22 protein-coding genes and 2 pseudogenes are annotated in these 21,691 nt (G+C 69.4%); 9 read left to right on the forward strand and 15 right to left on the reverse strand.

Features of this window, described 5'->3' with window-relative positions; translation table 11 throughout:
• Window positions 1-105: 105 nt before the first annotated feature.
• Both ACYSUO_RS39510 and ACYSUO_RS39515 read right to left on the reverse strand, forming a co-directional pair.
• Entirely contained in the window at window positions 106-873 is a 768-nt protein-coding gene (locus ACYSUO_RS39510; protein ID WP_461781035.1) for an SDR family NAD(P)-dependent oxidoreductase, read from the reverse strand.
• Window positions 874-924: 51 nt separating this feature from the next.
• Window positions 925-2,307, reverse strand: coding sequence for an MFS transporter (locus ACYSUO_RS39515; protein WP_461781036.1), 1,383 nt, complete (start codon window positions 2,305-2,307; stop codon window positions 925-927).
• Window positions 2,308-2,516: 209 nt separating this feature from the next.
• Between ACYSUO_RS39515 and ACYSUO_RS39520 the strand changes: the two genes are divergently transcribed.
• Window positions 2,517-3,227, forward strand: a complete 711-nt coding sequence (locus ACYSUO_RS39520; protein ID WP_461781037.1) for a GntR family transcriptional regulator — start codon at window positions 2,517-2,519, stop codon at window positions 3,225-3,227.
• Here ACYSUO_RS39520 and ACYSUO_RS39525 read toward each other — a convergent pair.
• Window positions 3,210-3,662 carry a hypothetical protein gene (locus ACYSUO_RS39525; protein ID WP_461781038.1) on the reverse strand — a complete coding sequence of 151 codons (453 nt, stop codon included), beginning with the start codon at window positions 3,660-3,662 and terminating at the stop codon, window positions 3,210-3,212. The two genes, ACYSUO_RS39520 and ACYSUO_RS39525, sit on opposite strands and share 18 nt — an antisense overlap.
• Before the next feature lie 79 nt (window positions 3,663-3,741).
• Window positions 3,742-4,209: a hypothetical protein gene (locus ACYSUO_RS39530; protein WP_461781039.1), complete on the reverse strand. Its 468-nt coding sequence runs from the start codon at window positions 4,207-4,209 to the stop codon at window positions 3,742-3,744.
• Between the two features lie 299 nt (window positions 4,210-4,508).
• Here ACYSUO_RS39530 and ACYSUO_RS39535 point away from each other — a divergent pair, with 299 nt between their 5' ends.
• Both ACYSUO_RS39535 and ACYSUO_RS39540 read left to right on the forward strand, forming a co-directional pair.
• The gene (locus ACYSUO_RS39535; RefSeq protein WP_461781040.1) at window positions 4,509-5,165 is read left to right on the forward strand and encodes an alpha/beta hydrolase; all 657 of its coding nucleotides are present in this window, start codon (window positions 4,509-4,511) and stop codon (window positions 5,163-5,165) included.
• Window positions 5,166-5,526: 361 nt separating this feature from the next.
• Entirely contained in the window at window positions 5,527-6,006 is a 480-nt protein-coding gene (locus ACYSUO_RS39540) for an SRPBCC family protein (RefSeq protein WP_461781041.1), read from the forward strand.
• 35 nt (window positions 6,007-6,041) lie between these two features.
• Here ACYSUO_RS39540 and ACYSUO_RS39545 read toward each other — a convergent pair whose 3' ends face one another.
• Complete coding sequence (locus ACYSUO_RS39545; protein ID WP_461781042.1) at window positions 6,042-6,383, reverse strand: hypothetical protein; 342 nt, start codon at window positions 6,381-6,383, stop codon at window positions 6,042-6,044.
• 158 nt (window positions 6,384-6,541) lie between these two features.
• Between ACYSUO_RS39545 and ACYSUO_RS39550 the strand changes: the two genes are divergently transcribed.
• Both ACYSUO_RS39550 and ACYSUO_RS39555 read left to right on the forward strand, forming a co-directional pair.
• The gene (locus ACYSUO_RS39550) at window positions 6,542-8,056 is read left to right on the forward strand and encodes a restriction endonuclease fold toxin-2 domain-containing protein (protein WP_461781043.1); all 1,515 of its coding nucleotides are present in this window, start codon (window positions 6,542-6,544) and stop codon (window positions 8,054-8,056) included.
• Between the two features lie 18 nt (window positions 8,057-8,074).
• Window positions 8,075-8,536: a hypothetical protein gene (locus ACYSUO_RS39555; RefSeq protein ID WP_461781044.1), complete on the forward strand. Its 462-nt coding sequence runs from the start codon at window positions 8,075-8,077 to the stop codon at window positions 8,534-8,536.
• 803 nt (window positions 8,537-9,339) lie between these two features.
• Here ACYSUO_RS39555 and ACYSUO_RS39560 read toward each other — a convergent pair.
• The 4 genes and pseudogenes from ACYSUO_RS39560 to ACYSUO_RS39575 form a co-directional block, all read right to left on the reverse strand.
• Window positions 9,340-9,846: a GNAT family N-acetyltransferase gene (locus ACYSUO_RS39560; RefSeq protein WP_461781045.1), complete on the reverse strand. Its 507-nt coding sequence runs from the start codon at window positions 9,844-9,846 to the stop codon at window positions 9,340-9,342.
• 123 nt (window positions 9,847-9,969) lie between these two features.
• Entirely contained in the window at window positions 9,970-10,152 is a 183-nt protein-coding gene (locus tag ACYSUO_RS39565; RefSeq protein WP_461781046.1) for a hypothetical protein, read from the reverse strand.
• Window positions 10,153-10,170: 18 nt separating this feature from the next.
• The gene (locus ACYSUO_RS39570; protein WP_461781047.1) at window positions 10,171-10,659 is read right to left on the reverse strand and encodes an STAS domain-containing protein; all 489 of its coding nucleotides are present in this window, start codon (window positions 10,657-10,659) and stop codon (window positions 10,171-10,173) included.
• Between the two features lie 472 nt (window positions 10,660-11,131).
• A pseudogene (locus ACYSUO_RS39575) lies at window positions 11,132-11,239 on the reverse strand (IS5/IS1182 family transposase); the annotation flags it as partial.
• Window positions 11,240-11,503: 264 nt separating this feature from the next.
• On the opposite strand from ACYSUO_RS39575, the gene ACYSUO_RS39580 reads away from it, so the two are divergent.
• Complete coding sequence (locus ACYSUO_RS39580; protein ID WP_461781048.1) at window positions 11,504-12,142, forward strand: hypothetical protein; 639 nt, start codon at window positions 11,504-11,506, stop codon at window positions 12,140-12,142.
• A gap of 154 nt (window positions 12,143-12,296) precedes the next feature.
• Here ACYSUO_RS39580 and ACYSUO_RS39585 read toward each other — a convergent pair.
• The 5 genes and pseudogenes from ACYSUO_RS39585 to ACYSUO_RS39605 all read right to left on the reverse strand — a co-directional run.
• Window positions 12,297-12,487, reverse strand: a pseudogene (locus ACYSUO_RS39585) (IS5/IS1182 family transposase); the annotation flags it as partial.
• A 7-nt stretch (window positions 12,488-12,494) separates the two neighbouring features.
• Window positions 12,495-13,502, reverse strand: a complete 1,008-nt coding sequence (locus ACYSUO_RS39590) for a DUF5914 domain-containing protein (protein ID WP_461781049.1) — start codon at window positions 13,500-13,502, stop codon at window positions 12,495-12,497.
• A complete protein-coding gene (locus tag ACYSUO_RS39595; protein ID WP_461781050.1) occupies window positions 13,499-14,527 on the reverse strand; it encodes a phytoene/squalene synthase family protein in 1,029 nt (342 codons plus the stop codon). The genes ACYSUO_RS39590 and ACYSUO_RS39595 overlap by 4 nt, the downstream gene beginning before the upstream one ends.
• On the reverse strand, window positions 14,524-16,062 hold the full coding sequence (locus ACYSUO_RS39600) for a phytoene desaturase (RefSeq protein WP_461781051.1): 1,539 nt from the start codon (window positions 16,060-16,062) through the stop codon (window positions 14,524-14,526). Before ACYSUO_RS39600 ends, ACYSUO_RS39595 begins: the two co-directional genes overlap by 4 nt.
• Window positions 16,059-17,312 carry a polyprenyl synthetase family protein gene (locus tag ACYSUO_RS39605; RefSeq protein WP_461781052.1) on the reverse strand — a complete coding sequence of 418 codons (1,254 nt, stop codon included), beginning with the start codon at window positions 17,310-17,312 and terminating at the stop codon, window positions 16,059-16,061. The genes ACYSUO_RS39600 and ACYSUO_RS39605 overlap by 4 nt, the downstream gene beginning before the upstream one ends.
• A 219-nt stretch (window positions 17,313-17,531) precedes the next feature.
• On the opposite strand from ACYSUO_RS39605, the gene ACYSUO_RS39610 reads away from it, so the two are divergent.
• From ACYSUO_RS39610 to ACYSUO_RS39620, 3 genes are read left to right on the forward strand one after another with little or no spacing between them, the layout of a single operon-like run.
• The gene (locus ACYSUO_RS39610) at window positions 17,532-18,731 is read left to right on the forward strand and encodes a lycopene cyclase family protein (RefSeq protein WP_461781053.1); all 1,200 of its coding nucleotides are present in this window, start codon (window positions 17,532-17,534) and stop codon (window positions 18,729-18,731) included.
• A 36-nt stretch (window positions 18,732-18,767) separates the two neighbouring features.
• Entirely contained in the window at window positions 18,768-19,490 is a 723-nt protein-coding gene (locus ACYSUO_RS39615) for a class I SAM-dependent methyltransferase (RefSeq protein ID WP_461781054.1), read from the forward strand.
• Window positions 19,487-21,046 carry an FAD-dependent oxidoreductase gene (locus ACYSUO_RS39620; protein ID WP_461781055.1) on the forward strand — a complete coding sequence of 520 codons (1,560 nt, stop codon included), beginning with the start codon at window positions 19,487-19,489 and terminating at the stop codon, window positions 21,044-21,046. The genes ACYSUO_RS39615 and ACYSUO_RS39620 overlap by 4 nt, the downstream gene beginning before the upstream one ends.
• A gap of 42 nt (window positions 21,047-21,088) precedes the next feature.
• Here the strand turns inward: ACYSUO_RS39620 and ACYSUO_RS39625 are convergent, their stop codons facing one another.
• Window positions 21,089-21,691, reverse strand: coding sequence for a lipocalin family protein (locus tag ACYSUO_RS39625; protein ID WP_461781056.1), 603 nt, complete (start codon window positions 21,689-21,691; stop codon window positions 21,089-21,091).

The following is a 21,691-nucleotide window of genomic DNA, read 5'->3' on the forward strand; positions in this document are numbered from 1 at the left end:
CCAATGCGTGGAGGTTATGGCCTGGCAAACCGCAAGGTCAACACTTTGGTTAAACCAATTTCGCGAGCCGTTGGCGCCTCCGCCGACCACACGTCACCCGCGGGCTCAGTGGATGTGCGAGCCGCCGTTGACGTCGTACGTCACGCCCGTCAGGTAGCCCGACTCGGGCCGGGTCAGGAAGGCGATCACGTCGGCCACGTCCTCGACCTCGCCGATCCGGCGCACCGGGACGTCGGCGATCATGGCGGCCTTGCGGTCCGCGTCGAGCTTGCCCTGGGTGATGTCGGTGTCGATGAGACCGGGTGCGACGCAGTTCGCCGTGACGCCGGCGGGGCCCAGTTCGCGGGCGAGGGCGCGGGCGAAGCCGAGGAGGCCGGCCTTCGCCGCGGAGTAGGCCACGCCGCCGAACACGCCGCCACCGCGCTCCGCCGAGACGGACGACAGGAAGACGATGCGCCCGAAGCCGCGCTCCGCCATCCCGGCCGCCACTCGCTGTGTGACCAGGAAGCTGCCGCGTACGTTGACGTCGAAGATCCGGTCCCATTCGGCGGGGGTGACGTCCAGGAAGCGGACCGGCGAGGTGATGCCCGCGTTGTTGACCAGGGCGCCGATGGGCGGGAGCGCGGCCTCGACCTCTCCGATCGCGGCGTCCACGGCGGCGGGGTCCGTCACGTCGGCGGCGAGGCCGAGCGCCTGGACGCCGTGCCGGTCGGTGACTTCCTGGGCGACGTCGAGCGCGGCCTCCTTGTCGAGGTCCAGGACGGCGACGTGATAGCCCGATGCGGCGAGCGCGTGCGCGGTGGCGCGGCCGATGCCGCGGCGGGATCCGGCGCCGGTGACGACGGCCGTACGGGGGGTGGTTGCGGTGGTCATGCGGTTCTCCTCAGAGGTGGTGGGCTTAGGGAGTGGGGATGGGGTCGGGTGTCAGCGGGACGCGTCCGCGGCGGCGAGCATCGCGTCGGATTCGGTACGGCTCGCCCGGTGTTCGGCATCGGTGCGCTCGCCCGGGCCCCAGGTCTCGCGGGTCACCAGCGCCGCCACCAGGCCGATCAGCCCGCAGCCGCTGAACAGCAGCGCGGGGCCGGTCCAGCCGGTGGCGGAGTAGAGGGCCGTGGCGATCATCGGCGTGAAGCCGGAGACGACGGCGGAGAGTTGATAGGCCAGTGATGTGCCGGCCGTGCGGGTCTTCGTCGCGAACAGCTCGCAGAACCAGGCGCCTTGGACGCCCGCCAGGGAGTTCTGGCAGACGACGTAGCTGGCCACGAAGGCGACCGTCACGAGCGCGGCATCCTCGGTGTTGACCAGAAGGAACAGGGGGAGGCCCCAGGCGACGCTGAACGCGCAGCCGAAGAGATAGACGGGGCGGCGTCCGACGCGGTCGGACAGGCGGCCCCACAGGACGGTGGCGGCGATGCCGAGCGCCGCGGCGACCACGAGGGCCAGCAGGCTGGTGCCGCCGGAGATGTCCGGGGCGGTGCCGTCGTCGAGGTAGGACAGGAGGAAGGTGATCGACACGGCGTAGCCGGCGGTCTCGGCGATCCGCAGCGAGAAGGCCCGCAGGATATTGCGCCAGTCCTCGCGCACCACCGTGAGCAGCGGGTTCTTGACGACCTCGCCGGACTGCTTCAACTCCTCGAACTGCGGCGACTCGTCGACCTTGAGGCGGATCACGATGCCGACGACGATCAGGACCGCGCTGAGCAGGAACGGAACCCGCCAAGCCCAGTTGTCGTCGAGCGTGTGGCCGCTCACCAGGAAGGCGAGGTTGGCGAGGAGCAGGCCGACGGGGAATCCGGCCTGGGTGATGCCGGTGTACTGACCGCGTCGGCGCCAGGGGGCGTGCTCGAAGGCCATCAGGATCGCGCCGCCCCACTCGGCGCCGAAGGCCAGCCCCTGGATCACGCGGACGAGGACGAGCAGGACCGGTGCCCAGACGCCGACCGTCTGGTACGTCGGCAGACAGCCGATGAGGACGGTCGCGACGCCCATCGTCAGGAGCGAGGCGACCAGGACGGGCTTGCGGCCGATGCGGTCGCCGAGATGTCCGGCGATGACGCCGCCCAACGGGCGGGCAGCGAAGCCGATTCCGAGGGTGGCGAAGGAGAGCAGGGTGGCCGAGAGCGGGTCGGAGTCGGGGAAGAACACGTCGCCGAAGTACAGGGCGGCGGCGGTGCCGAAACCGATGAAGTCGTAGGTCTCGATGGTCGCGCCGACACCGGAGCCGACGGCGACCCGCATGCGGTCCGGCGAGCCCTGCGAGGCCTCTGCCTCCCGGTCGGTCCCCGGACGCGGCATGGATTCGGGCATGGCGATCCTCCTTGATCTGGCGTGGGGCGGCTCCCTCGCACTCCCGACTGCTGACTGTTAACAGTCAGCAGGCGAGAGAGGATGCTCAATGTGGGCTGCGGCACTGTCAACCCTTGCGGCGGGATCAATGTGAAGTCTGTCGACTGTTAACACTGGAACCTTGCTTCGGGCTACGATGACGGCCGGAGCAGTCCAAGGAGGGTTCGACCGTGCCTGGTCAGACGCTAACCAGCCTCACCCGCACCACCACCCTGCGGGAGCGCGCGCTCGTGGCGTTGCGTACGGCCATCACGACCGGTCAGTACCGGCCCGGTGATCACCTCGGCGAGGTGGAGATCGCGGACCGGCTCTCGGTCAGCCGGGGCACGGTTCGGGAGGCGCTGCGTCATCTTCAGCAGGAAGGTCTTGTCACCGCCGGCGCGCGGGGCATGCTGCGGGTCTCGCAGCTTTCGCCCACCGAGGTACGCGAGCTGTTCCAGGTCCGGGAAGCGCTGGAGGGCCTGGCGGTGGCGCAGCTGATCGCGTCCCCGAAGCGGAAGCGGTCGGCTCAGGCCCTGCGGGAGGCACTCGACCAGCTCCAGCGCACCTTCGAGGCCGACGCCGATCTGGCGGCCAAGGTCGAGGCGGACCTCGGGTTCCATCTGCTGTTGTGCGAACTCTCGGGCAATTCCATGCTGTTGCGCACCTGGAAGCAGCTCGAGGGGCCGATGCGGGTGGCCATCATGAGCGCGGGCGACGAGCTCCGCGACGAGGCCATGTCGCCCGGCGCGCACGCTCCGATCGCCGACGCGATCGAGCGCGGGGACGCGGCGGCGGCGCAGGAGATCCTGCACGACCACATGGAGGCGGCGATCCGCCGGCTCGGCATCGAGCGCGAGAACACCGAACGCGCCGAAGACACCTCACACGAAAGCGCTTGAGCGTTCGTCCAGCCGCAGGGCAGCAGCGTCGTCGCTGCGGCCGGGCCGAGCGGCGCCCGGGAACAGGGTGCCTGCCGAAAACTCCATCCGCGTAGTCCGGGCGGCATGTTGGTATTCGAGCAGGATTCTGCCGAGACGCTCGATTGACACCAGGATGTGGATCCGTTTCAACGTCAGGGCGCAGTCCACTTGAGGGAGTTGCAGGCGATCACCCTTTTCGCCCGAGCATGGAGGAACTGTCGCCGCGTGGGCCCTGAGCGGCGCGGGGCCGGGGCAATGCCGGTCCATGACCAGGTTTCGTATGGCCCGGGTCACCCAGGCGTGCGTGGGGCGGGCGGTGTGGCCCAGGACGTGGACCCTTCTGCTTGAGTGGTGGATGGCGGCGAGGATGTACTGGCGCTGGCCAGTGAGGGTGACGGTCTCGATGAAGTCCATCGCGAGGATGGCGTGGGCTTGGGAGCGCAGGAAGTTGGCCCAGGTGACGGTGGTTCGCTGTGGGGCTGGGGCGATGCCTTCAGTTTTGAGGATCTCCCAGACGGTGGATGGTGCGACCCGGACGCCGACGAGGGGGAGTTCGCCGTGGATGCGGCGGTATCCCCAGGCTGGGGTTCTCGGCGGCGAGGCGAGGTACGGGCGGTGTTTCGAGGTGTGGGTGCGTGGACGGCCGGGGCGTCGGCCAGTACTTGCACCGGGCGCGGCGGTGCTTGATCAGGTCGCGGTGCCGGCGCAGGACGGTGTCCGGGCTGATCGGCAGCTGGAGTCGGCGCAGTGTCGCGCGGGGGAGCGGAGTGAGCAGTGCGGCGAGGAATGCGCGGTCCGCGGCGTGGAGGCGGAGACGTTGGCCGTCGAGTGGCCTTTGCAGGAAACCGAGTTGGTGGTGCAGGGCGAGGATCTCGGTCTTCTTGTCGCGGTCGCTCGCCGGGAGCAGCCGCAGCATGGCGAAGGCGTTGGTCACGGGCAGATAGGTCAATCGAAGCAGCACGGTCGTTCAGATGCCGGGCTGCCATGGCGCGATGACGGCTTGAGTGGTCTGCGCGGATGGGGTTCTCGGCACGCACACCGCCGGACGACCGAGGAACACCTGGCTATGGCCGTCCCTGACCAGAAAGTGCGGGCTCATGTCACCATCACCGTCACGGGACTGATCTGACCGGTCACGGTGTTGCAGGGCCGACAAAACGCCCCTGGACCGGTCCGCTCGACCAAGCCGTTGCAGGGCGGGCGCCGAATGATCAGTAGCGAGCATTCCACGGTCACGCCGTGGAGTAGGGAGGGTGACGCATGACTGATTTCGGACAGCGAGCCACTGTGGCGAGTCCTAGCGGTGCGTTGGTGCGGTGTCGAACCCCGTCCGAGGCGCGGGCCGCGGTGCTGTTCCTGCACGGCGGCCGTGCCGATGGCCGGTCGCCGTCGCGGTCCTGGCACCTTGCGGCGCTGCGCATGCGGCCCTTCGTGCGCGCGGCCGCGGCGGCCCTCGCGGACGCCCCCGTCCTCTTGGCGCGGGTGCGGTACCGGGTGCGTGGCTGGAATGGATCCGACGCCGATGCCCTGCACGATGCGAATCGGGCACTGGACGAGCTGACCCGGCTCGTCGGCGACGTGCCAGTGGTGCTCGTGGGTCACTCGATGGGCGGCCGCGCCGCTCTGCGCGCCGCACGAGCTCCCCAGGTCGGGGCCGTTGTGGCGTTGGCCCCCTGGTGCCCGGAGGGCGAACCCGTCGCACACCTGAGGGACAAGGACGTCCTCGTACTCCACGGTGACCACGACCGTGTCACCGATCCACAGGCCTCGGCCGAGTACGTCCGACGTGCGCGAGCGTCAGGCGCGCGGGCGGACATGTCCCTCGTGCCCGGTGGCGACCACGCGATGCTGCGCAACAGCAGGCGGTGGCACCACACCACCGCCTCGGCGGTCGTGCACTTCACCTCCCACGGGTAGTCGCGGTGGGCCCCTTCGTGGGAGACGGACACCGTCCGGCACAACGCCGTGGTTGGCGCCGGGTGGATTCGACGGTGGATGCGGTGGAGGGCCTGCCGGGGCTGCGGTCGAAGGATCATCCCGGGCGTCATTGACGCTGTTGCCTCGCGTGGAGAAGCTGCAGGCCAGAGCAGGAATCGTATCTTCGAGCGGGACAGGGTCACCGTGTCGGCTCGGTGTCACGACCGGAAGGCCACGACGTGGTGTCTCGTGCGGTTCGGAAACTCATCGCCCCTGGTCAGGTCGCATGTCCGTACTCGTTGATGCATGCGACCGCCTCCCCTGCCAGCGGCTGACGGGGTCATGCATGTAAGGGTGAGGCATGACGACAGAGCGATTTGATGTCACCCGGCAGATTGGCGCATCCCCGTCGGCGATCTTTGAGGTGCTGCGATCCCCGCAGGGCCACGTGGGTATTGACAGCTCAGGCATGCTGCAGTCCGCAGCGGGCGCTCCCGTAAGTGCGGTGGGGGACGAGTTCGTCGTCCACATGGACCGGGAGGCTCTCGGGGACCTTCCCATGGGGCGGTACGACGTGACGGTGATCATCACTCGCTACGAACGCGACGCGCTCTTGGAATGGACGATCTCAGGCACCATCCAGCCGCCCATCCGCCACCTTTACGGGTATCGCCTCGAACCCAACGAGAAGGGCACGCTCGTCACTTCCTACTACGACTGGAGCCAGATCGACGACAAGTACCGCGAGGCGGGCGTCTTCCCGGTCATCCCGGAGGCTGGTCTGCGGGCCACGCTGGGAATCCTTGCTCGCACTGTTGAGAATGGGGCGTTCGCCCGCTGACGGCACCTCAACCGTGTCCTGTGGGACTCGAAAAGTCATCGCTGCTGCGCCAGGCGCAGGACCAGCGCGCGGATTGAGCGGATGGTGCGTGGTCGGCCCGGTCTTTTCGGCCGGCAGGTACGGGCGTGGCGCCGTTTCATCAGATCGCGAGGCCGGCGCGGCACGGTGTCGGGTCGGACCAGTATCCGGAGCCGGCACAGGACTTCGCGGGGCATGGGCGCCAGTAGGGCGGCAATGAGGACCCGGTCTTCCGGAGCGAACTTGGGCCGGTCTGCTCCGAGCTGTCGCTGAAGGACGGCGAGCTGGTGCCGCAGGGCGAGGATCTCCGCGTCCTTGTCGCGGTTGCTCATCGGCAGCAACCGCAGTGCGGCGAACATATTGGTGACGGTTAGGCAGGCGAGACGAGGCAGCACGAGTGCTCATCCTGCCGCACCGTTGGAGACGCTTCTGAGCTGTGTGGACGACATTCTCGGCAGCCGCAGGGCCATCTCGTAGGCTGCGTGGTCAAGGGAGACCAGACTGTGCCGGGGGGGCAATGGCAGACTTTGACGTCAATACGACGCACATGGCAACGAGCTCCCGAGGCTTTACCACGCTGAAGCACGATGCCCAGTCCATCGCCAACGGTTTGGTGAACGACCTGGCGGACTCGGCGGACATGGCTGGTGACGACGAGGCAGGGCACGCTTTCGCCAAGGTCTATGAGCCGGCGGCACAAGAGACCGTCGAGCGGCTCGCGTTCGCCGCGTACGGACTCGCCAATACCGCGGCCGGACTCATGGAGATGGCATTCGGGTACCTCGCGGCTGAGGATGCTGCTGTCGAGGCGATGCTGAAACAACATTCCGTGGCACAGGAAATTTCCCAGCTCAGGAATGCGGCGAGCGAATGCGATCCGACGGGAAGCTCACGCCAGCTTCCCCGCATCATCCACAAGGACTCCTTCGTCGACTCGTTCTTCGACCAGGACAGCGACCCGAAGGCGCGCGGCGATTACGGAAAGCTCTACGACACTGCCGCAACGTGGCACAAGGCCGGCAGCCTGGTCGAGTCGCTGGCGGATACGGCCCAGACGGGCGTCCGACGGCTGAAGTCGGACTGCACGGGCACAGCCATGAACGCCTTCTACGACTACTGCAATACCTTCATCGGCAAGCGCGGCATGCCGGGCGAAGTCACCGAGGGGGAACCGCTGCTCCCGAACCTCGCCGCCGCCTGCTACCAGATCAAGAGGGCATGCGCGGCCTACGCCGACCACATCATGGAGGCACGCTCGGCCCTGTTCGATCTCACTCCCCGTTGGTCGCGCGAAGGCCCCCTCGACCAGGTGCTCGGCGATACACGCATCCGCTCGCTCGGTGACATCCCCGGTGCGCTGGAGGGATCCGGCAAACGGATTCGGTTGCCCAACTCCGACGGGCGGCCCGGCCTTCCCGGCCTGCCCCCGATCTTCCCCGTACCGGTGCTCGTCCCTGGGCTGGTGCCCGCCTCCTACAACGGCTCCGCACCTGGCGTGACCTTAGCGTCCCTGTCGAGCCAGCCGGTGACGCTCGCTCCGATCGCACCACCTGTACCGCCTTATGAGGCCCCGCTGTCCTCCAAGGAGCAGGCCGAATTCAAGATGTGGGCCGACGGTCTGCCGTACAAGAACCCCGGCAACAGGCCTGCCGACGAATACCAAAAGCGCGTGGCAGGATCGCCGGAGCGCGGACTGCCGTTGCCCTCTGGCTGGCCCAAGCCAAGCGGTCGGCTCATGGCTGACGGCCTGCGTGCCACGGACGGCGCCGCGGTGGAGGCCAAGTACGTCAAGCAGGAAGGCTGTTCACCGCGCACGCTGAACAATATGAACAAGTCGAACGGCCGGATCTGGGAAACCAACATGTACAACGGCGATCTCAAGGAGATGGCCGAGTACGGAAAGGCCATGACGGTTCCCAGTAACAAGGTCCGCTTCGTCGAGGTCAACACCAACGACGCCGAGTCCCTGGCGTACTGGCGTTTCCTCATGGCCACCAACCATGTCGAAGGCTACGCACGCCACACCCCCTAGAGAACCGGAAGCAAGTACATGAACAGGGACGAGCTGGAAAAGCTCACCACGACGTTCTACGTCGCAGCGCCTGAGGGACAGCCCTGGAGCCTCGATGCGGAGCGCTTCGAAGCCGGACTGCGACGGCTGAGTGACCAGGCCGTGACGGCACCGCTGACGGCGCCGCAGGAGATGGCCGACCAGCTCGCGTTCGACGGCCACTCACTGGTGTTCGCCGTGCACGTAGGGGAAACCCCCATCGAGGGGCAGTTCATGGACGCGGCGCAGAGCTTCAACATCGGGCCCTGCACCGCCGCCGATGCGGCGGCATTCATCGAATGGCTCCAGGGCTTGCTGCCCGATGGAGCACGCATGCGCTTCAACAGCGAAGAGGGCGTCGAGAGCGGCGACATGAGCGACTACTGGATCCCTGTGGGTGCGCAGCAGGACGTGGTCACCGAAGAACTGCTCGACCATCTCGACGAGGTGGTGGACGAGTGACGGCCGACGCGAGCCCATGGGGCTGCTGCATGTTTGAGTGACAGCGGCGGGCGCGAAGCTAGCCCCTCGGAACAGAGCGACACCGAGTGTGAGAACGACCGCGATGTGTCGAGACAGGGCCCACATTCGGTCGTCCCTGGGCTGAAGCACCCCTGGGGCACTGCGAGTTGGCGTATGCATGCCCACACCTTGGCATGATCGGTTAGTCCTCGTCCCGAGGTGCGGGGCAGAGCTGGGGGACGTTCACAAGGTGGCTGACCGCGGATGGCAAGATCCGCCGGACATGCCCCAGCAGGGGTCGCCACGCAAGCGCCGCTATGAAGTGACCTGTCCATCCTCACCTGCACGCGGCACAGAGCCTCCGGGCTCAGCAGGGGTGGAGTGGCGCTCGGATGCCTTCAGAAGGGACTCCCAACTCCTTTGCCTCGCCTTGTCGGCGCACCAGCTTTCACTGCGCATTCGCTCAAAAACGCCGAGTTTTCTGAGGATGAGGCGGTCGTCGGCGTTCGCCTCCAGTCGCCCCGCCCGTATCTCGTCCAATCGCCACCCGAGTACCGCAGCATCAAGAAGTGCCTCGAACGTCGGCTCTGCTTCGTCGCCCATTGGCTGCCCTTCCCCTGAGCTTGCCTGTGAGTCGTCAGCGTACGTCGCGTCGTTCAACTACGTTCCACATGAAGCTATTTGACCGAAGGTGCGCGATTGGTGCGCAAACTGTCCACCGGCACGAAAAGGAGCCCTCCTCGCCCGCCACGTCCGCACGCGGAGCCCGCTCCCGCGCGCAGGTCAACCAACCAGAGCGCCGCCTACGACAAGCGCTTCCGCATCAGTGTGCACGTGGTCTCGTATCGACGCAGTGTTCCGTCGGGGGCTTGCTCGTCCCACGAGTCGGGCCGGCTGTCGTATGCGATGTAGCCCAGCCGTTCGTACAGGGCGCGAGCGCGTGAATTGTCCTCTTCCACGCCCAGCTCCGCCTGCCGCAGGCCGCGGTCCTTGATGCGTTGTTCCGCGGCCTCAATGAGGACGGTTCCGATTCCACACGATTGCAGTGCGGGATGGACGGCCAGCTGCCACAGAGTTCCAGCACCTTCTGCGGCCCGGTAGTCCACGCCGCCCTTCGCGATCGGAATGTTCGAGGGCGTGCAGACGGCCAAGTAATCGACGTCACCAGCCTGAGCTCGCTTCAACTGCTGTACGACGCCTCGGAGATGGTGGTCGGACCCTGCCCATGAGCACGACGCCAGATCAGCAGACGTCAGATCACGCACGACGAGTCTCAGCTCAACCTTGACCAATAGAAGCACCTCCGGCATGCCCGCATCCCCACCGACCAGGCCCGGCGCGATGCGGATTCGCGACGCGGGGCTGCACAACGCCTACCAGAAAGCGAGCGGCCTGGCCCCTGGCGGGGCGGGCCGCTCACGATGCTCAGCCAGTCAGACCGCCGGGTTGGCATAGGCCTTGCGCCAGAAGGCGGCCTTGGTCCCCGGTCCTGTGATGCCGTCGAGAGCACCCTTGTAGCCGTAGAACTTCTTCCGGGCGTCGGCCGGGCCCGGTGTGGTCCGGTGCCCCTCAACCCGATCGTTCAGGTGTCGCTCGGCGGGGACATCTGGCGTCATGGCGAGGGTTCGGTCGGCTTACGAGAGGTCGGCGGTTCCGCACGAGAGGTCGAACGGCTCCTCGCCCCTAGCGGATTCGGGCGGGTCGGAAGCCGGCGTACCGCTCGGTCTGGATGCGACTCGTACGGGTACGCCGATGCGGTCGTACCGCTCCGCAACCGCATCGGTTGACGCCTCCCGGCAACCGATGACGGTGAAGGTGTCGGCCAACCCGGTCAGCCGCAGCACTCGGAGGAAGAACGGATCGTCGCTCACCAGAGCCAGTCGACGTTGGCGCTGGAGGACCTGGTCGCGCACGGTGCACAGCAGGGACAGGCCGCTGCAGTCGATGAAGGACACACCGCACAGGTCGAGTATCACGTCACCCGTTTCCTCCCCGATCAGGGACGTGAGACGGGCCGACAGCTGCTGTGCGGCGAAGATGTCCAACTCACCCCAGAGTTCGATCACCAGCCGCCCGCTCGGTCCCCCCACGCGGAGCCCAAACGCGGCGACGTCCTCTATCATCACTCCTCCTCGCGGTGCCTGAGTGCGCGGCAGCGAGTATGTGAGGGGGTGCCACAACGTCCGAGACGAGAGAGAAGCAACGATCCGGGCGTGGGCAGGAGCCGCCCACATGACGCGCGGGTGCCCGCGCCGTTGTCGTGGCCAGCAGGGTCTGGGGTGGCGGCGATGTGCCAGCGGAATACCCGGAACGCGCCGTAGCCAATCAATGCCCGCGCGCCAAAAGCCAGTTGTCCGAATCCGTCTGTTCACGCATCCTGTCGCAGAGCACGCCGCATACGCGCGGTACGGCTTCACGGCTGGAGCGGGCGGCGGCGGTCGGCCATTCCAGGAACCGGCTGATGTCGGCGAGCGTGACGATGCCGACGAGATGCCCGAAGTCGAGAATCAGGGCGCGTCGGGCCCTGCGCGTCGACCCGCTCGGAGGCGGGCAGCGCCGGGTCCTGCCAGCGCTGCGCGGCCTGCCCCGTCATCGGACCTCGCGGTCACCTCGTCGACGGTGGCTTCCGCCCTGTGGCACTCGCTGGAACAACTCCCACAAGACTTCCGGCGCCATGCGCGCGACAAGCGCAGCAGTCGTCATCCCGGACTGCCGCAAGATCACGCCAACTGAAATGGTGTCTTGGGACTGGGAAGACAGACCCTCGCACGCTGAGACGAGAACCAGGCAACCGTACCGCCGTAGGAGGGGGAGACGCCCACATCAAGATTGGGTGACGCGGCTCCGCTTGGTGGGGGCTTCGGGTAGAGTCGCCGCGCCGTGACCAACGGGGGCATGGCGGGTCGGGGCGCGCAGAGAAGGCTCGCGGACCCAGATGCGTGTTCCATTTCTCGGGGGTTCTCCTTCATGCGTGTTCGTACGTTCCTGCCTGCTGTCGCTGCCGTCGTGGCGTGCAGCGCCCTGCTCACCGGGTGCGGAGGTGACTCGGACAAGCCGACGCAGACGGCCCCCGATCCCGCGCCGTCGAAGTCGGCGACGGAGCAGGCGGGCCCGGCGTCCGCGTCTCCGTCCGCGGAGGCGTCCGCGGATTCCGAGGCCCCGAAGGCGGTGACCGTGAACAAGTCCTTCGAGGACGATGTCATGGGGCACAAGGCCACGGTGCTGAAGTACATCGACGGCTACCAGCCGTCGGCGGCGGCCAAGGCCAAGTTCTCGGCGCTCGAGAGCGAGAAGGTGGTCCTGGTCAATGTGAAGGTGACCGCGAGCTCGAAGTACTACACCAGCTTCGGTTCGACGAGCTTCCGCCTGACGGGCATGTCCAATGGCATCGACCAGGCGAGCACCACGATCCTGGACGACGAGGTCAAGAAGGCGGGCTACACGCCGCTGGAGGATGCCAAGACGGGTAAGACCAGCACGGGTTGGGTCGTCTTCACCCCGGACAAGGAGACCGACAAGCTCGTCCTGCGCTACAAGCGCCTGGCGGCCAAGGGCTCGGACGGCACGAAGATCACGGCGAAGAACTTCGACGTGCCGCTGAACTGACGCCGAGTTCCTTGGCGTTGCTGCCTCGGGCCCGCTTCCTGCCATGCACGATGGGGGAAGTGGGCCCGACGTCCTTCTTGGGGCGTGGTTGCGATGGTGGAGTCGGATTCCGCCCGGCGGACCGTGAGGCTTTTCCGTCCTCACGTTGAGGATGGTGAGGGACGCGGACGGTCTTCGCGATGTCGGTGATTCGGGTTGTGCTGCAGCGGAGTTTTGCAGGAGGCGCCAGCCCTTCAGGACGGCCATGGCCTGCTCGCCGACGCAGCGGATCTTCGCGTGGGTGGTGTTGTGACGTCGCCTCCACCGCTTGAGCCGGCGGCCTCGGAACGGCGTCGTCGCCCTGCCAGCGGGGTCAGTACGGCAGGTGCTGCCGTGTGCGCTGCGACCAGCGGCGTTCCGCGTAGGCGAGGTCGTCGCGCCAGAGTCGCCCCGCCGCCGTGCGCATCAACGGGCGCAGCAGGAAGGACGCGTGGCGCGCGAGCGTGAAGCCGGTGCGTTCGGAGGTGGCGAGCACCGCCTCGACCACGGCTGTGCGGGGCGTGGGATGTCCGGGTGGGGTGAGGGGCGTGGCGTGGGTTTCGACGACGGAGTCGCGTCCCTCTCCGTCCGTGATGTGCATGACGACGGTGCGGGGTTCGGGGGCCGTGAAGACGGCGCGGACGGGGACGACGAGCCGGGCCGTGAGTTTGAAGGAGACATCGACGACGAACCGGTCCGGTTCGGTGGTGTCACCCTCGGGGCTCTCGGTGACCGTGAGGTCGACGAATGAGTAGGGGTGGAACCAGGCACCGTGCCAGGGGTCGAGCCGGTTGGCGACGATGTCCTCGGGTTCGCAGCGGCCGAACCCGGTGTAGACCGCCTGTAGGGACCGTGCCGGGTCCGGGCGCGGGGGGATCACGGGTTCGTCGAGCGGCTTCTCGCCGTCCACGGCGTCGAGGCGGACCCACATGAGGACACCGTCGTCGTGGACAGGCAGCGTGCGCCAGCCGGGGCCGCCCTGCGGCCCCAGCGCGAGGCCGTGCCAGTGGCAGACGATGGTTCCGCAGCGCAGCGGGCTGTCCTTGAGCGGTGCTCCCAGGTGGGGGCAGGCGCCGGGGCCGGCGGCGAGGTTGCCGTCGGTGTCCCGCCAGATGACGAGTTCGCGGCCCGCCACGGTGCGCCCCAAGGGTGCCGCGGCCGGAACGTCGCGGGTGGCTCCGACGACGTACCAGTTGCCCGACGGACGTGCCTGGGACCGTTTCAAGGCGGTCTCGATGACGGCGGGGCGGGCCTGGCGCCACGTGGGTTCCTGACGCTCCCACGGCTGGGGGTTCCTGCGGAGTGTCAGCGGGAATCGCGGTGCTCCGGGTCGCTTGCTCATGCTGCCTCTCCGCGCGCCGAGGGGGTCAGGGCCGGGGTGTCGGGCGTCCGCCCCGCGCAGGAGTGCCGAGGGGTGGAGGCCGGGGGTGTGGAGCGGTGGCGGATCCGTGCGTGCGCGATGCGCGCCAGTCCGTCGAGGGCGACGACGGCCCGGCGGCGGCGGGGCACGACGGCACGCCGGTGCAGGACGTTGTAGCCGTCCGCCGCGACGGCGTCGAGGATCCCGGAGTAGAGGACGAAGGCGGTACGGATGCAGGGCCTGGACACCGGGTCCAGGAGGGCGATTCCGGGGACCGCCTGCCGGTACACGTCGCGGGTGAGTGCCTCGAAGGCCCGCAGCGCTCCGGTGACACGGTGATCGGACCGGCCGGTGGCGCGGCTCCACTGGAGTCGGCCACGGTCGACGCCGTGCGCGGTGAGCAGGTCGGCGGGGATGTAGACCCGTCCGCGGTCGAGGTCCTCGCCCACGTCCCGCAGGAAGTTGGTGAGTTGGAAGGCCACGCCGAGGTCCGCCGCGTACGGTTCGGCCTCGGCGCGCGGCACGGTGGTCCCGAGGACGGGGAGCATCTGCAGGCCGATCACGGCCGCCGAACCGTGCATGTAGCCCCTGAGGTCCGCGTAGGTCGGGTAGTCGGTGACGGTGAGATCGTCGCGCATCGCCGTCATGAAGTCGTGGAAGTGGCCGGGGTCGATGTCGTAGCGGTGTGCGGTGTCGGCCAGGGCCTGGACGACGGGTTCGCTGCTGTGGCCCGCGCGCAGGCCGTGCCGCAGACTCTCCGCCAACTCCTCCAGTGCCACGCTCCGTTGGTCGCTCGTGCTCCGCTCGCCGAGGGAGTCGACGATGTCGTCGGCCCAGCGGGCGAATCCGTACAGCGCGTGGACCGCGGGGCGATGCCGCGCGGGCAGGAGCCGGGTCGCCAGGAAGTACGTCTTTCCGTGGCGGGCGTTGAGCTCGCGGCAGTGCGTGTAGGCGTGGCGCAGGGCGGGGTCGGTGACGCCGGCTGCGTCGAGTTCGCGGGTGGTCACGAGGCCGCTCCTCTCGGGGTCTTGAGACTGTCGCGGGCTCGGCGAGCCGCGTGCGGGGTCGGTCCGGTGATGCGGGCGGCGGCGAGCTTGCCGGACAGCAGCACGGTGGGCACGCCCACGCCGGGGGTCGTTCCGCAGCCGGCGAGGACCGCGTTGTCGGTTCCCCGTACGAGGTTGCGCGGGCGGAACGGGCCGGTCTGCGCGAAGGTGTGCGCGGCGGAGAACGGGGTGCCGGCCGCGTGCTCCTGGGCGTGCCAGTCGGCGGGGGTGACCAGGCACTGCTCGTCGATGGAGTCGGCGATGCCGTCCAGGCCGCGTCGTTCCAGTTCGGTGAGGAGCTCGGTGCGGTAGCGGGGTGCGAGGTCGCCCCACTGGGCTGCGCTGGGGCCGATGTCGGTGTTCGGGCAAGGCGCCAGGATGTAGTGCAGGTGCCGGCCGGGCGGTGCCAGGGTGGGGTCGGTGGCGGTGGGCCGGGTGATGAGCAGGGAGGGGTCGCTCATCAGCCGGCCCTCGCGGGTGAGTTCGTCGAAGGTCTCGTGCCAGGCCGCTCCGAACGAGATGGTGTGATGGGCCAGTTGGGGCCATGTCCGGTCGGTTCCGGCGTGCAGGATCACGGCGGAGGGAGCGTGCCGCACCGGTGCCGGGCGGCGCGGTGTGCGGCCGAGCAGTCGGTAGGTGACGGGCAGGTCGGGGGTGAGGACGACGGCGTCGCAGGGGATCCGCTCGTCGCCGGTGACCACGGCGGTGACGCGGTCTCCCGAGCGTTCGAGGCTCTCGACCGTGCGGCCGTAGAGGAGTTCGGCGCCGGCGTCCCGGGCGGCGTCCGCCATGGCCTGCGGCAGTGCGTGCATGCCGCCGCGCGGGAAGTACACGCCGGCGACGGTGTCCATGTAGGCGATGACCGCGTAGGCGGCGAGGGCGCGGGCCGGGGGCACCCCCGCGTACAGGGCCTGGAAGGAGAAGACGCGGCGCAGCCGCTCGTCCTTGATGAACCGGGCGATCCGGGAGTCCATGCGCCCGAAGCCGCCCAGCGCGGCCAGCCGCGCCAGATCGGGGGTGAGCAGTTGCAGCGGTGAGTCGAAGTTGGTGTCGATGAAGTGCTGCATCTGCGCCCGGTAGAGGCGCTCCAGCCAGCGGCGCAGCTCCACGTATCCGGCGGCGGCCCCCGGACCGGCGAAGTCCTCGACGGCCTGTTCCATGGCCTGGGCGTCGGTGTGGACGTCGAGGCTGCTGCCGTCGGCGAACGAGGCCCGGTAGGCGGGATGGAGAGGGATGAGGTCGACCCGGTCGCTCAGTCGTTCGCCGACCGCGGCGAAGGCTTCGTCGGCCAGGTCGGGCATGGTCATCACGGTGGGGCCGGTGTCGATGCGGTAGCCGCCGCGGGTGAGTCGTCCCGCGCGTCCGCCGGGCCGATCGTCTCGTTCGACGAGTGTCACGCGGCGTCCCGCGCCCAGCAGATGGAGCGTGGCCGCGAGGCCGGAGAGCCCCGCGCCGACCACGACGACGTGGTCCGTCTTTCCGCCTACGGTCTTCACTGTGCCGCTCCCTGGAGTGCGGTGCCCGGCCGGGCCGAGGTGTCGGCGGGCATGGGGACCTCGCCCCCGGCCACCTGCTGGAGGAGCAGGTGCAGGCGGGCTCGGGCTTCGGGATCGAGCGTGGCCGCGGCGAGGTGACGACTGCTCTGGGCGACCAGGCGGCGGATCTTGTCCTCGACGAGGCCCCTGGCCCCGGTGTCATCGAGCACCTGCCTGATGTCGGCGAGGTCGTCGGCGCCGAGATCGCGCCGTCCCAGGCAGCGGTCCATGACCCGCAGGGTGTCCAGGTCACCGTCCCGCTCGGCGCGCGCATGGGCGAGAGCGACGAGATAGGTCGGCTTGCCGGCCCGTAGATCGCCCGCAGCGGGTTTGCCCCGCGGGCCGGGACCCGTGAACACGTCGTCCAGGTCGTCGCGCAACTGGAAGGCCAGTCCGGCGCAGCGCCCTGCCGAGCACAGGGCCCGCAGGGTCCTCTCGTCGGCGTCGCCGAGGATGGCTCCCAGTTGCAGCGGGCGCTCCACGGTGTAGAGGGCGGTTTTCAGGCACGCGGCGCGAATGGCGTGGCTGAGGGACCTCGTGGAGGTGTGCTCCCCCTGGATGTCGAGATACTGCCCGGCCACCATCTCCAGGCGCATCTGCGCCCAGGTGTCGCGAATCCGTTGCATCTGGTGGCCGGGGATGTCCAGGACGGCGGCTTCGTCGTCGGCCCAGGCCAGCGCGAGGTCCCCGGCGAGGATCGCCGCCGACTCGCCGAAACGGGCGGCATCTTCGCGGGCGGAGGCGGCGTACTGGGCCGCGAAGTCGACATGCACGGCGGGGCGGCTCCGCCGGGTGGGTGCCTGATCCATGATGTCGTCATGGATCAGGGCGCACGTCTGTATCAGCTCCAGCGCCGCGCTCAGCTGAAGCGCCGCGTCGATCTGTTGCTCATCCGGCAGTCCGCAGGCGCGCAGTCCCCACCACAGGAACTGCGGGCGTACGCGCCGTCCGCCGCCCAGGGTGAAGTGGGCGACGCGCTCGGCCACATCGGCGCCGAACGTGGCGTCGACGGCGCCGGCCTGCGCGACGCGCCGCGCGAGGATCGGGGCCAGGCGACGCTGCACGGTCAGCGGTACGTCGTCGTCGATCCGACGAACACGCATGGAGCGCGGCAGGTGGCCGCCGCCCGTGGCGGCGACGTCGCCTTCGAGGTGCGCTCCGTGAGGTGGGGCGACCGTAGCGGTGGCGGCCGGTGCCTCGTGGGAGGGCATGTCGGCTCCTTAGGGATGCATGTGACGGGGGGATGCTGGTCAGGGCATTCCTTGCCGCGTGCGCGATCGGATGCGCCTGACCGCGGCAAATGGCGCAACCTCGCGTGTGGACGGCCGCGGGCGGCGGGCAGCCGTCTGATCTGGGGCGCCGCGCATCCGCACGGGAGGCGGCGCGGGAAGAGTGATCCGTATCTGACTGTGTGGACGCTGGAGGTGAACGTGCGCTCGGACGTGGTGATCATCGGCGCCGGGGCTGCCGGACTGTCGTTGGCGGAGCGCCTGTGCACCACGCCGGGGGCGTCGGGAACGCTGTCGGTCAGGCTCGTCGACGCGCCTGCCGGCCCGTTGCGGCCCCCTCCTCGTACGTGGTGCTTCTGGGAGCAGGGGCCGGGGCGCTACGACGACGCCGTGACCGCCGCCTGGAACCGGATTCGGGTGTACGGCCCCGACGGTCGCCGCGCGGGTGGGAACACGGGATCGTTGCGGTACAAGATGATCCGCTCTCCCGACTTCGAGGCGCTGGTGGAGCGCCGTCTGGCCGCACATCCGGGGCTGGTGCGCTCGCAGGGTGTGGTGGAGGGCGTCGAGGCGGGCCGTGACGGTCCCCGCGTGCTGGTCCGCACGGCCGAGGGAGGCCACGAACGGCTCGCCGCGCGCTGGGTGTTCGACTCGCGGCCGCTGCGCGGTCTGCCCCCGGCCCGTACGACGCTGCTGCAGCACTTCCGCGGCTGGTTCGTCCGCACCGATCGGCCGGTCTTCGACCCGGGGGCCGTCGAGCTGATGGACTTCCGCACGCCGCAGCCCGCGCGCGGCCTGGCCTTCACCTACGTCCTCCCGACGAGTGAGCACACCGCTCTGGTGGAGTACACGCAGTTCTCCCCGGCCGCGCTGCCCGCGGACGCGTACGACCGCGCCCTCACCGCGTATCTGCACGACGTCCTGGAGGTGCGCGACGTCCGCGTCGAGGCCCGTGAAGAGGGGGTCATCCCCATGACGGACGCCCGCTTCCCCCGCCGCGTCGGAGAGGGGATCTTCAGAATCGGCGCGGCCGGCGGTGCCACACGTCCGGCGACCGGCTACACCTTCACCGCCATCCAACGCCAGACATCGGCGATCGCGGACGCCCTGCTGGCGGGCCGCGATCCCGAGCCACCCGCTCCCCACCCGGGGCGGTCGATGCTCATGGACGCGGTCCTGCTGAACGGACTGGCCCGTGGCCATGTCGACGGGGCGGCCTTCTTCATGCGGCTGTTCTCCCGGGTGCCGACCCAGCGGCTGCTGCGCTTCCTGGACGGTGCCACCACGCTGGCCGAGGACCTCTCGATCGGCCTGAACAGCCCGGTGGGGCCACTGCTGCGCAGTGCCGTGGAACTCCCGGTGCGTCCACGACGGCCCGCCCCCGTCGTCCGATCCTCATAGACCTCGTAGGCCTCATAGACCTCGTAGAGGAGAACCATGCCCACCCTGCGCGATGCCGACCTGGCATCGGCTTTCGACCACGCCGCCGGCAGCTACGACGCCCTGGTGCGGGCCAACCCCGGCTACCACGCGCACCTGCGGCGCTCGGCGCGCCGTCTGGGGCTCGACTGCCACGGGCGCGGCCTGCGCGTCCTCGATCTGGGCTGCGGTACGGGCGCGTCGACGGCGGCGCTGCTGTCCGTGCTGCCGCAGGCCGAGATCACCGCTGTGGACGCGTCGGCGGGAATGCTTCAGAAGGCGGCGGCCAAGTCGTGGCCCGCCACCGTCAGCTTCACCCACGCGCCTGCCGAGAAACTGGACTCCAGCACGGTCGGGGGTCCTTTCGACGCGGTGTTCGCCGCCTATCTCTTCCGCAACACCGCCGACCCCGACCGCATCCTGTCGTCGGTGGCGGCCGTCCTCAAACCCGGTGGCCGGCTGGCCGTGCACGAGTACACCCTCAGCGGCAAGCACCGTCACCGTGCCCTGTGGTCGGCGGTCTGCGCGGGCCTGTTGCCCGTCACCACGGCCCTCGGGGACGGCGCCCTGTACCGGCATTTGTGGCGCAGCGTCGTCGAGTTCGACACGGCCGACCAGTTCGCCCGCCGGACGGCCCGGGCGGGGTTCACTCACGTGCGGGTGCTGCCGCTACCGGGCTGGCAGACCGGCATCACGCACACCGTCGTCGGCCAAACGCCGGGGGAAGGGACACACGGATGAAGCCTCGGCACACCCCGCCGCCGGGAGGCCTGGACCGCCGGGCCGTGCACATCCCGGCCGCCCCCGGATCGGCCAGGGCCACCGGCACACCGCCGTCGACGGCCGTCGTGGGCGGGGGGATCGCCGGCCTGGCGGCGGCCGTCGCGCTGGCCGAACGCGGCGTGCGCGTCACGCTGTTCGAACGCGAGGCCGCACTCGGCGGCCGTCTCGCCGGCTGGCACACGGTCCTCGCCGACGGCTCGTCCGCCACCATGAGCCGCGGCTTCCACGCCTTCTTCCGCCAGTACTACAACCTGTGCTCCCTGCTGCGCAGGACCGATCCGCGCCTTGAACGGCTGACACCGCTGCCCGACTACCCGCTGTGGCACGCCGACGGCCTGCGCGACAGCTTCCGCCACGTCCCGCGCACCCCTCCGTGGAGCGCTCTGGGCTTCGTCGCGCGCAGCCCGACCTTCACCCTCCGTGATCTCCCCGCGATGAACGCGCGGGCCGCGCTGCCGCTGATGGATGTGCGGGTACCGGAGATCTACGACCGGTTGGACGGCGTCAGCGCCCACGAATTCCTTCAGTCGATCGGGTTCCCCGAGGCGGCCCACCATCTGGCGTTCGAGGTGTTCTCGCGCAGCTTCTTCGCGGATCCCCGCGGACTCTCGGCGGCCGAGATGGTGCTGATGTTCCACATCTATTTCCTGGGGTCCGCCGAAGGCCTCCTGTTCGACGTCCCCGACGACCCCTTCCCGGTCGCCCTGTGGGATCCGCTCAGCGCCTACCTGGAGAAGCAGGGCGCCGAGATCCGCCTGTCGGAGCCGGTCGACCAGATCGTGCCGTCGGCCGACGGCGGGTTCACCGTCGCCACCGGAGCCGATGCCCGGCACTACGACGCCTGCGTTCTCGCTCTCGACACCGGCGGGCTGCGACAGGTGGTCGACCGCAGTCCCGGGCTGGGCGACACGCCCTGGCGCGACCGGATCGCCGGGCTGCGGACCGCCCCCGCCTTCCTCGTCTCCCGGCTCTGGCTCGACCGGCCGGTGGCGCAGGACCGGCCCGGTTTCCTCGGCACCAGCGGCTACGGCGGATTGGACAACGTCAGCGTCCTGGACCGCTGGGAGCAGGAGGCCCACCGCTGGTCCCGCCGCACGGGCGGGTCCGTGGTGGAACTGCACGCCTACGCCGTCGCGGACGACGCGGACCGGGCAGGCGAACAACAACGGCTCATCGAGCAGTTGCATCAGGTGTATCCGGAAACGCGGTCGGCCCGCATCGTCGACGTCCGACACGAGTGGCGCGAGGACTGCCCGCTGTTCCCCGTGTCCGGATACCAGGACCGTCCCGCGGTGACCACGCCCCACCCGCGCCTCATGGTCGCCGGCGACCTGGTGCGTACGGGCCTGCCGGTGGCGCTGATGGAGCGGGCCGCGACCAGCGGCATGCTCGCGGCCAACTCCCTCTTGCGGCAGTGGCAGTTGCGGGGACACCCGCTGTGGACCGTGCCGCAGCGGGGACGCAACCTGCTGCTGCGCCGACTGGCGCACCGGACGGCGACGCCCTCGCGATGAGGGCGGCCGCGGTCCGGCGCCGCTGTCGAGCCCGGTGGGGTCTCAGCAGAACGGGGCGCGCGTGGTGTTGCCGCCGTCCTGCGGCGTGTACGCGACGCGGCAGGGGTCGACTCCCGCCCGCCGCAACGCGGTTCGCGCCGCTCGGGTCTGTTCCGCGCCCAGCTCGGGTGTCCGCGAGAGGACGAATCCGCTGCGGCGCAGGGAGTCGGTCACCACCGCCCACCGGTAGTCGTCGTCGAGGCCGACCACGATGTAATTGGCGTCTTTGCCGTGCTTGTAGTGCCCGTTCACTCCGGCGAAGGAGACGTTCAGGCGCGCGTTCTCGGCGTCCAGGGGCTTGGCGTCGCCCTTCACACTGCTGGTGAGACCGAAGACGGTCGTGCAGGAGTTCTTCACGGACACCGTGCCGGTCCCGCTCAGGCTGTACAGGGCGTGCGCGTTCTTCACGCACTGCGCCTCGTAGAGGGCCGGAACAGCCGCGATTTGGTGCCACTTTCCGAGGTAGCGCTGAAGGTCCACCCGGGCCACGGGCGCGGGCTCGGTTTCGGCACGGGGCGCGGCCACCGCCGTTGTCACCGGGGCGAGGAGTGCCCCAGCGGCAAGCGTGCAGACAACGGCGCGGCGTACCTGAGAACGGTGGATCAC

The sequence above is a fragment of the Streptomyces sp. UC4497 genome (assembly GCF_054871485.1).

Bases quoted from the DNA above. Each gene is read 5' to 3' on its own strand.
- ACYSUO_RS39510 (WP_461781035.1), bottom strand. From the start codon at position 873: ATGACCACCGCAACCACCCCCCGTACGGCCGTCGTCACCGGCGCCGGA.
- ACYSUO_RS39515 (WP_461781036.1), bottom strand. From the start codon at position 2,307: ATGCCCGAATCCATGCCGCGTCCGGGGACCGACCGGGAGGCAGAGGCC.
- ACYSUO_RS39525 (WP_461781038.1), bottom strand. From the start codon at position 3,662: ATGGACTTCATCGAGACCGTCACCCTCACTGGCCAGCGCCAGTACATC.
- ACYSUO_RS39535 (WP_461781040.1), top strand. From the start codon at position 4,509: ATGACTGATTTCGGACAGCGAGCCACTGTGGCGAGTCCTAGCGGTGCG.
- ACYSUO_RS39540 (WP_461781041.1), top strand. From the start codon at position 5,527: ATGACGACAGAGCGATTTGATGTCACCCGGCAGATTGGCGCATCCCCG.
- ACYSUO_RS39545 (WP_461781042.1), bottom strand. From the start codon at position 6,383: ATGTTCGCCGCACTGCGGTTGCTGCCGATGAGCAACCGCGACAAGGAC.
- ACYSUO_RS39550 (WP_461781043.1), top strand. From the start codon at position 6,542: ATGGCAGACTTTGACGTCAATACGACGCACATGGCAACGAGCTCCCGA.
- ACYSUO_RS39555 (WP_461781044.1), top strand. From the start codon at position 8,075: ATGAACAGGGACGAGCTGGAAAAGCTCACCACGACGTTCTACGTCGCA.
- ACYSUO_RS39560 (WP_461781045.1), bottom strand. From the start codon at position 9,846: ATGCCGGAGGTGCTTCTATTGGTCAAGGTTGAGCTGAGACTCGTCGTG.
- ACYSUO_RS39565 (WP_461781046.1), bottom strand. From the start codon at position 10,152: ATGACGCCAGATGTCCCCGCCGAGCGACACCTGAACGATCGGGTTGAG.
- ACYSUO_RS39570 (WP_461781047.1), bottom strand. From the start codon at position 10,659: ATGATAGAGGACGTCGCCGCGTTTGGGCTCCGCGTGGGGGGACCGAGC.
- ACYSUO_RS39580 (WP_461781048.1), top strand. From the start codon at position 11,504: ATGCGTGTTCGTACGTTCCTGCCTGCTGTCGCTGCCGTCGTGGCGTGC.
- ACYSUO_RS39590 (WP_461781049.1), bottom strand. From the start codon at position 13,502: ATGAGCAAGCGACCCGGAGCACCGCGATTCCCGCTGACACTCCGCAGG.
- ACYSUO_RS39605 (WP_461781052.1), bottom strand. From the start codon at position 17,312: ATGCCCTCCCACGAGGCACCGGCCGCCACCGCTACGGTCGCCCCACCT.
- ACYSUO_RS39615 (WP_461781054.1), top strand. From the start codon at position 18,768: ATGCCCACCCTGCGCGATGCCGACCTGGCATCGGCTTTCGACCACGCC.
- ACYSUO_RS39620 (WP_461781055.1), top strand. From the start codon at position 19,487: ATGAAGCCTCGGCACACCCCGCCGCCGGGAGGCCTGGACCGCCGGGCC.